Annotated in this window: 13 protein-coding genes and 1 pseudogene; 9 read left to right on the forward strand and 5 right to left on the reverse strand. The window is 63.8% G+C overall.

Annotated elements, in window-relative coordinates; all coding sequences use genetic code 11:
* Window positions 1-175 precede the first annotated feature (175 nt).
* The 8 genes from P3T18_RS11765 to P3T18_RS11800 all read left to right on the forward strand — a co-directional run bounded on the left by P3T18_RS11765 (window position 176) and on the right by P3T18_RS11800 (window position 7,499).
* On the forward strand, window positions 176-1,159 hold the full coding sequence (locus P3T18_RS11765) for an ABC transporter substrate-binding protein (protein ID WP_429300109.1): 984 nt from the start codon (window positions 176-178) through the stop codon (window positions 1,157-1,159).
* A gap of 7 nt (window positions 1,160-1,166) precedes the next feature.
* Complete coding sequence (locus P3T18_RS11770) at window positions 1,167-2,030, forward strand: ABC transporter ATP-binding protein (RefSeq protein ID WP_429300110.1); 864 nt, start codon at window positions 1,167-1,169, stop codon at window positions 2,028-2,030.
* Window positions 2,027-2,785, forward strand: a complete 759-nt coding sequence (locus tag P3T18_RS11775; protein ID WP_429300111.1) for an ABC transporter permease — start codon at window positions 2,027-2,029, stop codon at window positions 2,783-2,785. The genes P3T18_RS11770 and P3T18_RS11775 overlap by 4 nt, the downstream gene beginning before the upstream one ends.
* The gene (locus P3T18_RS11780) at window positions 2,782-3,558 is read left to right on the forward strand and encodes an ABC transporter permease (RefSeq protein ID WP_429300112.1); all 777 of its coding nucleotides are present in this window, start codon (window positions 2,782-2,784) and stop codon (window positions 3,556-3,558) included. The genes P3T18_RS11775 and P3T18_RS11780 overlap by 4 nt, the downstream gene beginning before the upstream one ends.
* A 13-nt stretch (window positions 3,559-3,571) precedes the next feature.
* Window positions 3,572-4,462, forward strand: a complete 891-nt coding sequence (locus tag P3T18_RS11785) for an isocitrate lyase/PEP mutase family protein (protein ID WP_429300113.1) — start codon at window positions 3,572-3,574, stop codon at window positions 4,460-4,462.
* The gene (gene leuC, locus P3T18_RS11790; protein WP_429300114.1) at window positions 4,459-5,883 is read left to right on the forward strand and encodes a 3-isopropylmalate dehydratase large subunit; all 1,425 of its coding nucleotides are present in this window, start codon (window positions 4,459-4,461) and stop codon (window positions 5,881-5,883) included. The genes P3T18_RS11785 and leuC overlap by 4 nt, the downstream gene beginning before the upstream one ends.
* On the forward strand, window positions 5,880-6,500 hold the full coding sequence (gene leuD, locus P3T18_RS11795; protein ID WP_429300115.1) for a 3-isopropylmalate dehydratase small subunit: 621 nt from the start codon (window positions 5,880-5,882) through the stop codon (window positions 6,498-6,500). The genes leuC and leuD overlap by 4 nt, the downstream gene beginning before the upstream one ends.
* 93 nt (window positions 6,501-6,593) lie before the next feature.
* Window positions 6,594-7,499 carry an isocitrate lyase/PEP mutase family protein gene (locus P3T18_RS11800; RefSeq protein WP_429300116.1) on the forward strand — a complete coding sequence of 302 codons (906 nt, stop codon included), beginning with the start codon at window positions 6,594-6,596 and terminating at the stop codon, window positions 7,497-7,499.
* A 192-nt stretch (window positions 7,500-7,691) separates the two neighbouring features.
* Here P3T18_RS11800 and P3T18_RS11805 read toward each other — a convergent pair whose 3' ends face one another.
* The 3 genes from P3T18_RS11805 to P3T18_RS11815 all read right to left on the reverse strand — a co-directional run bounded on the left by P3T18_RS11805 (window position 7,692) and on the right by P3T18_RS11815 (window position 8,787).
* Window positions 7,692-7,910 (reverse strand): hypothetical protein, encoded by a 219-nt coding sequence (locus P3T18_RS11805; RefSeq protein WP_429300117.1) that lies wholly within the window; start codon window positions 7,908-7,910, stop codon window positions 7,692-7,694.
* Between the two features lie 207 nt (window positions 7,911-8,117).
* Window positions 8,118-8,408, reverse strand: a complete 291-nt coding sequence (locus P3T18_RS11810; protein WP_429300118.1) for a hypothetical protein — start codon at window positions 8,406-8,408, stop codon at window positions 8,118-8,120.
* An 88-nt stretch (window positions 8,409-8,496) separates the two neighbouring features.
* Entirely contained in the window at window positions 8,497-8,787 is a 291-nt protein-coding gene (locus tag P3T18_RS11815; RefSeq protein ID WP_429300119.1) for a hypothetical protein, read from the reverse strand.
* A 415-nt stretch (window positions 8,788-9,202) separates the two neighbouring features.
* Here P3T18_RS11815 and P3T18_RS11820 point away from each other — a divergent pair, with 415 nt between their 5' ends.
* Complete coding sequence (locus P3T18_RS11820; RefSeq protein ID WP_429300120.1) at window positions 9,203-11,341, forward strand: protein kinase domain-containing protein; 2,139 nt, start codon at window positions 9,203-9,205, stop codon at window positions 11,339-11,341.
* A gap of 9 nt (window positions 11,342-11,350) precedes the next feature.
* Here the strand turns inward: P3T18_RS11820 and P3T18_RS11825 are convergent, their stop codons facing one another.
* A complete protein-coding gene (locus tag P3T18_RS11825) occupies window positions 11,351-12,541 on the reverse strand; it encodes a formylglycine-generating enzyme family protein (RefSeq protein ID WP_429301066.1) in 1,191 nt (396 codons plus the stop codon).
* A pseudogene (locus tag P3T18_RS11830) lies at window positions 12,527-13,315 on the reverse strand (caspase family protein); the annotation flags it as partial. The gene P3T18_RS11825 and the pseudogene P3T18_RS11830, both read right to left, overlap by 15 nt.
* Between the last annotated feature and the right edge of the window lie 78 nt (window positions 13,316-13,393).

Genomic DNA, 13,393 nt, shown 5'->3' on the forward strand with positions numbered 1-13,393 from the left:
AACGCCGAACTCATGCTGTACTTTTCGCGATTTAATGCATACATTAACTTACGCAGTAATCGGGAATAGACGACTCGAAGCGCCCGTTTGCTGACCCGTCGCCGGCGTAACGCGTACGGTGACATAACGAGAATGACGGCTAGTCGACCGTCAATCGTGGATGGAGACAAACCACATGGATGCGATTCGCAAGGTTGCGCGAGGTATCTGTCTGAGCGCGCTGATAGGGCTGGCGGCAACGGGTGCTCAGGCCAGTTCGTTGACGGTCACGCACTGGGGCGACGGGATGTACGGCGTGCCGTTCGCGGTGGCGCTGGACAAGGGTTATTTCAAGGACGAGAAGGTGGACGTGACGGGCTTCATCACGTCGGAAGGCGGAGGAACCAGTATCCGCAACGCGATGGCCTCCGACATTCCTTATGGCGAAGTGGCCTTGCCCGCGGCCATCGCGGCGGTGAAGCAGGGCGTCGATCTGACGATCGTTCACGGCGGCGTGCAAAGCCTCGGCGATCTGGTGTGGGTCGAAATGAAGAACGGCTCGATCACCAACATCAAGCAGATGAAGGGCAAGACGATCGGCTACAGCAGTCCGAAATCCACCACCGACATGATCTCGACCATCGCACTCGATCGCGTCGGGCTGCTCGGTCAGGTGCAGCGCAAACCGGTGGGCAGTTCGAGCGGCATGCTGACCTCGTTGCAACAGGGCGCGGTGGATGTCGGCTACATGACCGAGCCCTCGTATAGCGCGAAGAAAGACGGCCTGCGTATCGCGTTTCGCTCGACGGAAGTCGTGCCCAATGAAACGCAGACCGTCGGCATTGTCCGCACCGACTATCTGAAAGCGCATCCCGAAGTGATTCGCGGCATTATCGCGGCGCGCCGTAAAGCGGTGGTCTACATGGCGACGCATCGCGCCGAGGCCGCGCAGATTCTCGCGCGCGAGTACAAGATGGACCCGGCCGTCGCGGCGTCCGCGATCAATAACGTACTCGATTCGGATCCGAAGTACTGGAGCGAAGGCAGCTTCGACTACAAGAGCATGGACGAAGTGCTGAAGGGACTCGTGCTGGTCAAGGCGATTCCGGAAGGTCCGTTCGACTGGCCGAAGATCGTCGACGAATCCATGTTGCCGGCCGACCTGCGTACGAAGAAGTGAGGAAGCGATGAGCGCTCTGTCACGTCACAAAGGCAATATGTCGGTGGTTGCACCGAGTGCGCTGTCGTCCGACGGCAAACGCATTCAGGCCACACTCACCGACGTCACGCGCATCTATCCGGGCAACGACGGCAAGCCGCCGTTTCACGCGCTGGGTCCGGTGAGTCTGGAGTTGCGTGCGGGCGAGTTCTTCTCGGTGGTGGGGCCGTCGGGCTGTGGAAAATCCACTTTGCTCGACGTGCTCGCCGGCCTCAATCCGGCCAGCGGTGGCACCGTGATGTTCGAAGGTCAGCCGGTCGGCGCGGAAGTGCCGGACGGCGTGGCCGTCGTGTTTCAGGAAGACGCCAGTTTTCCGTGGCTCAACGTGTTCGACAACGCTGCCTTCGCGGCGCGTCAGGCCGGCGTGGCCGAAACGGAAGTGCGCGAACGCGTGGATCATGCGCTGTCGTTCATGGGTCTCAAGGCCTTCGCGAAGGCTTATCCTGCGCAACTGTCGGGCGGCATGCGTCAGCGTACCTGCATCGCCCGCGCGATGGTGGTGCGCCCGCGTCTCATGTTGCTCGACGAACCGTTCGGCGCATTGGACCAGCAAACGCGTCTGCTGATGGGCGACGAAACGCTCAAGCTATGGCGCGATACCGGCGCCACCGTGCTGCTCATCACGCACTCGATCGACGAAGCCGTGTTGCTGTCCGATCGCATCGGCGTGATGTCGGCTTGCCCCGGCCGTTTTATCGCCACGATCGAAACCGGCTGGCCGCGTATGCGCGACAGCACGCAGGCGCTCGACCCGCGTTTCGGCGAATTGACGGCGCAAGTGTGGGGCCTGTTGCGCGAAGAAGCGTTGAAAGCGCTGGGGAGTCAGCAATGAATCTCGCCGCGCGTTGGCGGATCGGCCTGATCGTCGGGCTGGTCGTTCTGCTGGAAATCGCGAGCCGCGCCGCGTGGATCAATCCGGTCTCGTTCATTCCGCCGTCGCGGATGGTTGCCAGTGCCGCGCAACTGCTGTGGTCCGGCGAATACAACCGCGACATCCTGCAAACGCTCGGCAGCGCGTTGCTCGCCGTCGCGCTCGCCGTGGTGGTCGGGTTCGTCGGCGGCGTGTTGCTGTTCCGTCTGCCGCGTGTGCGCCGCGTGCTGGACCCGCTGCTGCTCTCGTATTACGCGGTGCCGGTGTTCGTGCTCTATCCGATTCTGATCGTGCTGCTGGGCCTGAACCGCTGGCCGCTGGTCGGCATCGGCTTTCTGTTCGCGGTGGTGGCGATGGCCGTGAATACGCTCAACGGCCTGGAGCGCGTGCCACGCGTGCTGATGCGCACGGCGCGCGTGTGCCGCCTGAATACCTTCGATGAAATCCGCCTCATCACCTTGCCGTCGAGTTTGCCCTTCGTTTTCACGGGTATCAAGCTGACGGTGGTCTACGCCTTCATCGCGGTGGTGGCCGGCGAATTCGTGTTGTCCGGCTCGGGCTTCGGTTATCAGATCGCCTTCGCCTACAACAACTTCGACAACCCGACCATGTATGGCCTGATGGTCCTGATGCTGCTCTTCGTCGGCACGCTCAACGCCTTGCTGCGTTCGGCCGAAGCGCGGCTCTACCGGCGTATTCGCAGGGAGGCCGCATGAGTACGATCGTCGTTGCCCATACCGCGAGGCCGCGGCACGCGAGACGCTGGCTCGATGGCGTGGTGCTGGTCGTCGTGCTGGTGGTGTTGTGGCAAGTGCTGAGCGAATGGCTCGGACCGGACACATTGACCACACCCTGGCGGACCATCGAACGCGCGGGGCGCATCGTCAGCGACCCGGATTTTCCCGCGAGTCTCTACGTGACGGGTTTCGCTTTCGGCTCGGCCTTTCTCATTTCCGCGATCGGCGGCGTGTGTCTCGGCATGCTGCTCGGCGCGCGCAAACTCGCCGGTGAAGTGATGGAACCGATGATGATGGGCTTCTATTCGATTCCAAAAGTCACGTTATATCCGGTGGTATTGCTCGCCTTCGGTCTCGGCTTGTGGGCGAAGATCGTCTTCGGCGTGATGCACGGCATCGTGCCGATCACCATCTTCACGATGAACGCCGTGCGCAACATGCCGCCCATCTATACGCGCGCCGCTCGCACTTACCGCTTGAGTCCTGCTGCGTTTGCGCGGCACGTCCTGCTGCCGGCGTGCGTGCCGGAAGTGGTGGCGGGTTTGCGGATCGGTTTTTCGCTGACGCTGCTCGGCACGCTGATCGGCGAGATGTTTGCGTCGCAAAGCGGCATCGGCCACATGCTGATGATCGCGATGAACCGCAGCGAGACCAGCACCATCATGGCGCTCGCGTTGATGCTGTTCGTCTTCGCGACACTCGTCAATCTGCTGTTGCTGGCCTGGCAACGGCGTCTCACACATAGCAACTGAGCCGGAGAGTCTGATGAGCACGACCGACAAGCTGAAAACCATTCTCGAAAGCGGCCGCTTCGTGGTCGCTCCCGGCGTATTCGACATGTTCTCGGCGCGCGTGGCCGACCGTCTGCCGTTCGCCGCGCTCTATATGACCGGATACGGCGTGTCGGGCTCCTACCTCGGCGTAGCGGACGCGGGCCTCGTGAGTTACGCGGACATGGTGGGCCGCGCGCGGCAGATTGCCGAAGGCATCAGCAAGCCGCTGATCGCCGACGCGGACACCGGATTCGGCGGACTCATCAACGTGCGCCATACCGTGCGCGGTTACGAAGCGGCCGGCGTGCAGGCGATCCAGATGGAAGATCAGGTCATGCCGAAAAAATGCGGCCACACGGAGGGTCGCCAGGTCGTGCCGCTGAACGACATGCTGCAGAAAATCGAAGTGGCGACCGAAGCGCGCCGCAGCGACGACATGCTCATCATCGCTCGCACCGACTCGCGCACCACCCTCGGACTCGACGAGGCGATCAGGCGCGCCAAGGCATTCGCGCGCGCCGGCGCGGATATCGTGTTTGTCGAATCGCCCGAAACGGCCGAGGAATTCAAGCGCATCGGCGGCGAACTGGCGGACTGCGGCGCATGGGTGTTCGCCAATATGGTGCCCACGGGACGCTCGCCGGTGGTGGCGAGCACGCAGCTCAAGGAGTGGGGCTTCAGCATCGCCATCTATCCGTCGATCGGCATGGCCGCCGCCACGTCGGCGCTAGATAGCGCGTATCGTCATTTGCTGGATCACGGCGATTCGCTCGACTTGCAGGTGCCGTCGTTCACGATGGATCAGTTGCACGAACTCGTCGGCTTCCCCGATGTGTGGGAGTTCGAGAAGCGCTACGCAAAGAAAGCCGAGGCCGCATCATGAATGCGCCGCGCACGCTGTTCGACAAGCTGTGGGACAGCCACACGATCGCGAAGCTGCCGGGCGGCGTCGATCTGCTTCAGGTGGACCGCAACCTGATGCACGAACTGACCGGCGTCGAAGCCGTGCGCGTGCTGGAAGCGCGCAAGCTGCCGGTGAACAGTCCCGAACTGACCTTCGCCACGCTCGACCATGTGATCTCCACGCAGCCCGGCCGCCGCGCCGGCGACGCCGACTGGAGCACCACCATGGTCGACGCCATGCGCGAACAGGCGACACGCTACGCCATACCGTTGTTCGACATCGGCGCCGAGGGACAGCAAGGCATCGTGCACGTGATCGGGCCGGAGTTGGGCTTGTCGCTGCCTGGCACGTTGATCGTCTGCGCCGATAGCCACACCTGCACGCACGGCGCAATGGGTGCACTGGCGTTCGGCATCGGCTCGACCGAACTCGTGCATGTGCTCGCCACCCAGACGGTGCGGCAGAAGAAGCCGCACACCATGCGTATCCGTTTCGATGGCCGGCTTGCCGAGGGCGTCACCGCGAAGGACATGATCCTCTATGTGATCGGCGTGCTGGGCGCGGGCGCCGGTAGCGGTTACGCGGTGGAGTTCGCGGGCGAGGCGGTCGAGGCGCTGTCGGTGGAAGCGCGTCTCACGCTTTGCAATCTGACCATCGAACTCGGCGCGAAGGTCGGCCTCGTCGCACCGGACGACACCACGTTCGCTTATCTGCACGGCCGTCCCTACGCGCCGCAGGGCGAGCGCTTCGACGCCGCCGTGCAGGACTGGCGCACACTGCCGAGCGATCCCGGCGCGCGTTTCGACCGCGAAGTGGAGATCGACGCCGCTGCGATTCCCGTGCAGGTCACCTGGGGCACCAGCCCCGAGCATGTCATGGCAATCGACGCCGCCGTGCCCGATCCCACCGGCGAATCCGATCCGGCGCGCCGCGAAGCGTTGCAGCGCGCACTCGATTACATGGGCGTTCACGCCGGTCAGCATCTGGACGAACTGCACGTAGACCGCGTATTCATCGGCTCGTGCACGAACAGCCGCATCGAAGATTTGCAGGCGGCGGCGCGCGTGGTGGAAGGGCATCACGTGGCCGAGGGGGTGAAAGCCTGGGTCGTGCCCGGCTCGCTGAGCGTGGCGCGCGAGGCGGAGGCGCAGGGGCTCGCGCAGATATTCCGCGCGGCGGGCTTCGACTGGCGCGAGCCGGGCTGTTCGATGTGCGTCGGCGCGAATGGCGACGTGGTCGGTCATGGCGAGCGTTGCGTGTCCACGTCGAACCGCAATTTCGTCGGACGCCAGGGACCGGGCGCGCGCACGCATCTGGCGAGTCCGGCCGTGGCCGCGGCCAGCGCGCTCGCCGGCCATATCGCGGCGCCCGCGGCGCGCGGTGCGGGAGAGATGCGATGAAGCCATTCACCGTGGTCAAAGGCGCGGCCGCGCCGCTGCTGCGCAATAACGTCGATACCGACCTCATCATCCGGATCGAGCGGATTTCGCAACTGGTACGCGGACAACTCGGGCCGTGGCTATTCGAAACGCTGCGTTACCGCGAAGACGGCGCGACGCCGCGCGAGCGCGAAGACTTCGTGCTCAATCAGCCGGCGTTTCGCGACGCCTGCATTCTGCTTGGCGGCGCGAATTTCGGCTGCGGCAGTTCGCGCGAAATGGCCGTCTGGGCGCTGGAAGAGTTCGGCATACGCTGCGTGATCGCACCATCGTTCGGCGATATTTTCTATAACAACTGCCTGCAGAACGGCTTGCTGCCCGTCACGCTTGACGCCGCCGCTATCGACCGGCTGGCCGCGGCCGCCGCCGACGGCGCGCCGCTCGAAGTCGATCTGCGCAAGCTGGAAATTCGCGCGCCGGGCCTCGCGCCGATCCCGTTCGAATTCGACGCCGCGCGCCAGGCCATCCTGCTCGAAGGACTCGACGAGGTAGACCAGACGCTGCGCCTCGCCGACGACATCGACGCCTTTCGCCGCGCCGACCGGACCCGGCGCAGTTGGGCCTACATGCCGCGCTAGTCCACACGGTTTGCACACACCACACAGCCTGCGGCGCACTTCACCCTGCGCCCGGCGAGACTCGCCCAATGATTCGATGAGGAGAAACCTACCGTGAGCCGCTCAGCCCGTTTCAGGGAATTATTGAAGTCGCCGCCCTTCGTGTGCCTCGGCGCGCACGACGCCGTTACCGCCAAGCTCGCCGAACAGGCGGGCGCCAAAGCGATCTATGTGAGCGGCTTTGCCGCGTCCGCGATCGTGGCCGGTCAGCCCGACGTCGGCCTGTTGACGCAGACCGAGATGTTCGAGCATATCCGCAGGATTTGCCGCGTGACCTCGCTACCTGTTTTTGCCGACGCCGACACCGGCTACGGCGGCATCCTCGACGTGCAGCGTACGATTCGTCTGTGGGAAGAAGCGGGGGCGTCGGTGCTGCATCTCGAAGATCAGGCCGTGCCAAAAAAATGCGGCCATTTCGCCGGGAAACAGGTGATTCCGAAAGAGGAGATGCAGGCGAAATTGCGCGCCATGCTTGCCGCACGGACCGATCCGGATTTCTTCGTGGTGGCTCGCACGGATGCGATCGCCGTGACCGGTTTGAACGATGCGATCGAACGCCTGCAGGCTTATGCCGAGGCCGGCGCCGACGGCCTGTATGCGGACGCGCCGGAGAGCATCGAGCAGATGGAGGAAATCACGCGTCGTCTGAAGCCGCTCGGCAAGCCGATTCTCTTCAACATGGCGCGTTCCGGCAAAAGCCCGTATCTGACGCTGGATCAGGTGTACAAGTTCGGCTTCGATTACGCGCTGTGTCCGATCGAACCCATGTTCGCGATGCACAAGGCGGTCAAGGAAATGATGGAGATTTTCATGCGCGAAGGGTCGACCGACGCCGTGGCCGATCGCATGACTTCGTTCGAGGAATTCAACCGCTTTGTCGGGCTCGATCAGGCGGTGGCCGAAGAGGCCTCGTTCAATCTCGATGCCGGCGGCGCGCGGCGCGATGCCGACGCTGCGTAAGCTGCGTTGTAATTAGAGCGGCGCGTGCTTCTGTACCGGAGCACGCGCCGTTTTCATTCGTCTGCGCAATGAGCGGCTAGTCACAGCCGCGCACCACTTCGCATTTTTCCAATTACGGCCGGCTCGCGCGTCCTATAGACAGGCGTTCCCGATCAGCCGTGCAAGATGGCGCAATTTCCCCTGACAGAACAGCTAGCCGCGCGTCGACCGTTTGCTTGCGGCAGCCTTCACGATAGCCTGGTGGGCAGCAGGAAATCCCGGCGGAAAGTCGACCACGCGGGTCGTGTCCGGCTGCGCCTGAAGCAGGCCGCTCGTGCGCGCGCCGATACGTGCGCCGCCGACGATCGCGGCCATCGCTTCATGGTCGAGTTCGACGCTGTCGGAGAGATCCTGAATCACGAGCTTGGCCATGCTGACTCCGTCGACAAAAAAGAACGGGCGGCCGGGATGAAATGCCGGCCGCCGTTCGGGTATGGGTGCAGATGCGTTTGCCAGTTCATCTGCTCGTGCGCTGAGGTCTCCTCGCACTATCAGTATAGGAAATCTGTTCGCCGTGTGTCTTTCACAATTGCGCGAGCCGCAGCAGCCAGGTCCCCGGTCCCATGCGGCCGCGCGCTATCACACGGTGGCGTAGTTGCCGGCCCACAGCGACGGGCTGACGTTCAGGTGCAAGGGCGTGAAGTCCGTGCCGATGACGCCGACATTGTTGAGTGCGGCCACATTGACGTACTGCATCTGGGTGAGATTCTGATTCACCGAGACATTGACGTTGGCGAGCGTGCCGAGGCCGGCTACCGACGGCAGGCCGGGAATGGCGCCGCCGCTGGCGGTACCGCCGGCTACCGCCGACATCGCGCGACGGTCGAGCTCGCGTGTGCCGGACAGATCGCGAATCATGAGGGATGACATGATGATTCTCCGTAAAAGCGTGAAGGATCGAAATGAGCGGGGCGAAGCGCGCGAGTCCGTGGAGCCGGTTGCTTCCCCCTTGCCCGCTTTAGACGTGGATGTTGTTGCTCGTGGAGATGCAAGGCACGATCGACGAGCAAAGGCCGGACGCGAACGCGACGTTGTTGCCGTTCTCGTTCTGGATGTTCAGCTGGTTGTCGATCAGTTGCGTGGCGTTGACCTTCTTGCTGTTGTCCGGCGCAGAGACCGGGCTGAAGTTGAAATACGAAGCGGACGGGCCGTAGCCGTAACCGGAGAAGGTGCCGCCGCGCACGGAGCGCATTGCCTTGCTGTCGAGTTGTTCGGTGATCGACAGGTCTTTGATGGTCAGCGTGTTCATGGTGAATCTCCTGGAGGAAAAGGTCTCAACGGTGCGATTGGGTTCGAGCAACTTGTCTGCTCGAGTGTCACTAATGCATGGGCTGTGCCAGTCTTATTCCATTGTCCTAAGAAATTCGATGGAGCCTTGCTGCAAGAGCTTTTCACGCATCTCTCGCCGATCGGCGCATGCACGCGCGACCAGTTACGCGATGCCGTAGTGACGGAGCGGCGCAGACAGTGCGACGCAAACTGTTGGACTTCGCGCAACACGCGCGCGCCGCGGCCGAGGAGGGGCAATCCTGGTTTGCGAAATGTCGGGTCGGGGGCTAGTATCGAAGCGGCACATGTAACTGGTTACGACAGCTTTTTATTCAGCTCGACGGGCTCGGGTCGCACGCGATCCGCCCCAACGGCAGCGGCGGCGCTTCGCACCTATGGCTAGCCTTGCGCATGTGATTCGCGAGTATCAGAGCGGCGAGCTGTCGCGCGACGAGTTCGTCGCGCAGCTCGACAGCACCTTGACGACCGACGGCCTCGGTCCCGCCCAACTGCTGGAGATGCTCGGCGCGGTGCAGCGTAAAACGCCGCTGCCCGAAGACCTTTACGTCGAAGTGCGGCGTCGCATCGAACAGTTGCGCGTCTCGAACGTGGCGGCCGGCGGCGACGAAACCGGCATGCAGACCACGGTGGAGATACCATCGGTGCGGTCGTCGAGTGCCGCTTCAAATGCAGCACCGCCCGCGGGTCACGATCAGATCAAGGGTACGGGCGACACGCTGAACAACCGCTTCGTGCTGGAAGAGTGTCTGGGCGTGGGCGGCATGGGCACCGTCTACAAGGCGTTGGATCTGCGCAAGCTCGAAGCCTCGGACCGCAAGCCTTATCTCGCGATCAAGGTACTCAACGTCCAGTTTCGCGGCAATCCCAATTCGCTCGTCGCGCTGCAACGCGAGGCGCGCAAGGCGCAAGTGCTCGCGCATCGCAACATCATCACGGTGTACGACTTCGACCGAGACGGTCCGATCGTCTACCTGACCATGGAATATCTGAGCGGCAAGCCGCTCAGCCAGCTATTGCGCACGCCGGGCTACAAAGGCATGCCCGTGCGCGCCGCGCTGCCGATTGTGCGCGGCATGTGCAGCGCGCTCGCCTACGCGCACGAGCGCGGCTTCGTGCATTGCGACTTCAAGCCCGCCAACGTCTTTCTCACCACCAATGCCGAAGTGAAGGTGATCGACTTCGGCATTGCCCGCGTTTTCCAGCGTCCGGAAGAAGAGAGCGATGCCACCGTGTTCGATCCGGGCAGCCTGGGCGCGCTCACGCCGGCCTATGCAAGCCCGGAAATGATCGAGCATCGCGAGCCCGATCCGCGCGACGATATCTACGCGCTCGGCTGCATCACCTACGAGTTGTTGACGGGGCATCATCCGTTCGACCGTTTGTCGGCGACGCAGGCGCGCAATGCCAATTTCAAGCTGCAACGTCCGCCCAATATCGACGCGAGGCAGTGGCGCGCCTTGCACTCGGCGCTCTCGTTCGAGCGCGACAAGCGCATGCCGAGCGTAGTGCGCTTCATCGCCGAATTCGACGACGAAGCGCGCGCGGAGAAGTCCGGCACGCTGGCGAAAGTGGGCCTGGGTGGATTGGCCGTGGTGTGTGCGGCGGCCGTCGGTGTGTTCGCGTTTCGTGCCGCACCGGATCGCGACAGGAGCGGCAAGCCGGCGGCAGCGGCGGAAGTGGGGGCCGTGGCCTCACAGGAGGCTTCGTCGGTGCCTGCTGCACCCATTGTCGTGCCATCGTCGGCGCAATCCGCAGCGCCGCCCGCGGCACCGTCTTCAGCGCAGTCCACACCACAATCTGCGCCGCCCGTAGCGCAAGCCGCCGCGCCTAAACCGGCCTTGACCCTGGCAACGGTCGAGCCCGTACTCGCGCAGGTGCCGTGTTCGGCGCTGGCCGCATCCGTCCAGGATCATGCGTTGACGGTTCGCGGTTACGTGTCCGAGCGCTACGGCGCCGCGCATCTGAAAGACACGTTGTCGGCCCTGCCGGGTGTGGACACGCTGACCAGTGAAGTCGAGCCGGTTGCTCAGGACAAATGCGACACGCTCAAGGTGCTCGCGCCGTACTGGGTGCGTAACTGGCAGACGGGCCGTGCGGCGTCGTTGAACGTGCGCCCGGCAGGCGGGCAGTTGCGCGATGGCGATCCGCTCATTGTCGACGTGACCACGCCGGGCTACGACTCGTACGTGAACGTGGACTATTACCAGCTCGACGGCAGCGTCGTGCATATGGTGCCGGGTCCGCGTGCGCGCGACAATCAGGCGCCGCCGCACTATGCCGCCACGATCGGCAGCGGCGGCGACTGGGTCATCGCCAAGCCGTTCGGTTCGGAGATGGTGGTGTTGCTGATTACGCCCGCGCCGCTGTTCGACAAGCCGCGTCCGGAAAGCGAAGCGCGCGCGGACTATTTGCGTGCGCTGGATACGCGGCTCGCGCAGATCGCGGCGAAGTCAGGGCAAAACCACATCGTCGCGGACTTCGCCCCGATTACGACGAAGCCGCGCACGCCCTGAGCCAGCGATTCACTTGAGTTCTTTCACCACCCGGAAGCCGTCCTGCGATTGCCGCACGCCCGCGCTGTATTTGAAGCGCGTCGCACTGAGCATGTAGTTGTGCGCTTCGCGCCAGGAGCCGCCGCGAATCACGCGCATGTCGCAACCGGGGTTGTCCCAGACGTGACCATCGGCGGGCGCGCCCTGGTACGTGTTGTGCCAGCAATCGCCGACCCATTCCCAGACGCTGCCGTTCATGTCGTACAGGCCCACGGGATTCGGCGCGAACGAGCCGGCGGCCTCGGGGCCTTCCTTGTGCCATGGCTCGCCGCAATCCTTGCAGTTGGCCTTGCCGGTGCGCATCTCGTCGCCCCACCAGTACGACGTGGTGGTGCCGCTGCGGTCCGCGTATTCCCACTCGGCCTCGGTGGGCAGACGATAAGTCTGTTTGGTCAATTTGCTTAGCCACTTCACGTAGCTTTGCGCGTCGTCCCAACTCAGATCGCGAGCGGGCGCCGAGGCGTTCGGGTTGTTTTCCGGTGTCAACTTCTGACAGGCGTTCGCGGCGACACACGCGTTCCATTGCTCGACCGTCACCTCGTATTTGCCGATCGCAAACGGCGCGGCGATGGTGACGCGGTGGACCGGCTTCTCGGACGGGTCGTCCGTGGCGCTGCCCATTGCGAACGAACCGGCGGGCAACGGAATCATGATCGGGCAGGTCGGGCAATCGCGGCTTTCTCCCGCAGCGGGCGCATGGGCCGCAGGTTTCTGCACGACGGTCGCGGCGGCTGCGGCTGCGGCTGCGGGTGCGGGTGTCGGTGCAGGCGCTGGCGTGGACGCTGACGCGCGTGGCGCAGCCGGCGCATTGCTGGTCGCGACGGGCGGCGGTTTGCCGACATGCGCCGCTGGCGTACTCGACGGCGGATTGGCCGGCGCGCTCGCCGACGCCGCCGCGGCGCGCAAGCGTTCGATACGCGCATGGGCCAGCGTGGCGAAGCGGCCGTTCGGATACGCCTTCAGATAAGCCTCGTAATCGCTCGGATAGTTGCTGTCCTTGATCGAATCCCAGAACGTGATTTCGTATTGCTCGCTGCTGTCTTTCGGCAGAAGCCCACGGCTATGAGGCGCGACAATCGGCGTGTCCTCTACGTTCGCTGCGTTCGCTGCGAGCACGACGTTGGGCGACTCAGTGTCGAGCGTCGAGGCGATCCACGGCATCTGCTGTCCACCGCTCGAATGGCGTACCTGTGCGCCAACTCGTGTGAGTAGCGCGGGAAGCTCGGCGGTGGGCGCGCCGTTCAGCGCCTTTAACAGTACCTGGGTATAGATGCCGTGACGTGCGCCGTCTGCTGCGAACTGGCCGCGTGCCGTTGCATAGGCAACCAGCGTGTTCTCCGGTAGCGGGCCATTCTGCTGCGCGACATCGCCGCTGAACGGATTGTTCAGACAGGTATCGAGAATCACGAGGTTGAGCAGGTTGGCGCGAGGCGCAGCCATCGCTCGCATCACCCTATCGAGATCGACGCTCCTGCTGACCAGGCTCGCCGGCGAGCGCACGTCGAGTCCGGCAGGGACGAGTAATGTCTGGCCGCCGAGTTGCATGCCGTGTCCGGCGAAATAGAAGAGACCGACGCCACCCGCTTGCAGACGCTGGCGGAATTCGTCGATTGCTTCTTGCATGGCGCGTGGCGTGGCGTCGATACGCAGAATGACATCGAAGCCGCGCGCGCGCAGCGCGTCGCGCATCGCCAGGGCGTCGCGCGGCGCGTTGCCGGCGAGTGGCGCGTCGGCCGCGTTGTTTGCTCCGCTCGCACCATACGCACCGTTGCCGATAATCAGCGCGGTACGTCGGACGTCGCGTGCATTCGCGTCCTGCGCGACCGGGGCAATCGAATCGATCGTGGTGCCTTCACGTTGCGGCGCGGCATCGGCATCGCGCCACTGCGCCTGCATTGCCCCGGCCATGCACACCAGCAGGAATATTCGCCACATATTCACATCCTGTTTGTTCCGGACAGAACTTAGGTATTCGACGACCGACTCCGGCACCGCGATCCGTTTGTTATCGAC

This window comes from Paraburkholderia sp. GAS199, assembly GCF_050436585.1.
Lineage (GTDB): Bacteria > Pseudomonadota > Gammaproteobacteria > Burkholderiales > Burkholderiaceae > Paraburkholderia.

Coding starts and splice junctions, on each gene's coding strand:
- P3T18_RS11810 (WP_429300118.1), bottom strand. CDS start 8,408: ATGTCATCCCTCATGATTCGCGATCTGTCCGGCACACGCGAGCTCGAC.
- P3T18_RS11780 (WP_429300112.1), top strand. CDS start 2,782: ATGAGTACGATCGTCGTTGCCCATACCGCGAGGCCGCGGCACGCGAGA.
- P3T18_RS11825 (WP_429301066.1), bottom strand. CDS start 12,541: ATGCCGTGGATCGCCTCGACGCTCGACACTGAGTCGCCCAACGTCGTG.
- P3T18_RS11820 (WP_429300120.1), top strand. CDS start 9,203: ATGGCTAGCCTTGCGCATGTGATTCGCGAGTATCAGAGCGGCGAGCTG.
- P3T18_RS11815 (WP_429300119.1), bottom strand. CDS start 8,787: ATGAACACGCTGACCATCAAAGACCTGTCGATCACCGAACAACTCGAC.
- P3T18_RS11785 (WP_429300113.1), top strand. CDS start 3,572: ATGAGCACGACCGACAAGCTGAAAACCATTCTCGAAAGCGGCCGCTTC.
- P3T18_RS11765 (WP_429300109.1), top strand. CDS start 176: ATGGATGCGATTCGCAAGGTTGCGCGAGGTATCTGTCTGAGCGCGCTG.
- leuD (WP_429300115.1), top strand. CDS start 5,880: ATGAAGCCATTCACCGTGGTCAAAGGCGCGGCCGCGCCGCTGCTGCGC.
- leuC (WP_429300114.1), top strand. CDS start 4,459: ATGAATGCGCCGCGCACGCTGTTCGACAAGCTGTGGGACAGCCACACG.
- P3T18_RS11770 (WP_429300110.1), top strand. CDS start 1,167: ATGAGCGCTCTGTCACGTCACAAAGGCAATATGTCGGTGGTTGCACCG.
- P3T18_RS11775 (WP_429300111.1), top strand. CDS start 2,027: ATGAATCTCGCCGCGCGTTGGCGGATCGGCCTGATCGTCGGGCTGGTC.
- P3T18_RS11805 (WP_429300117.1), bottom strand. CDS start 7,910: ATGGCCAAGCTCGTGATTCAGGATCTCTCCGACAGCGTCGAACTCGAC.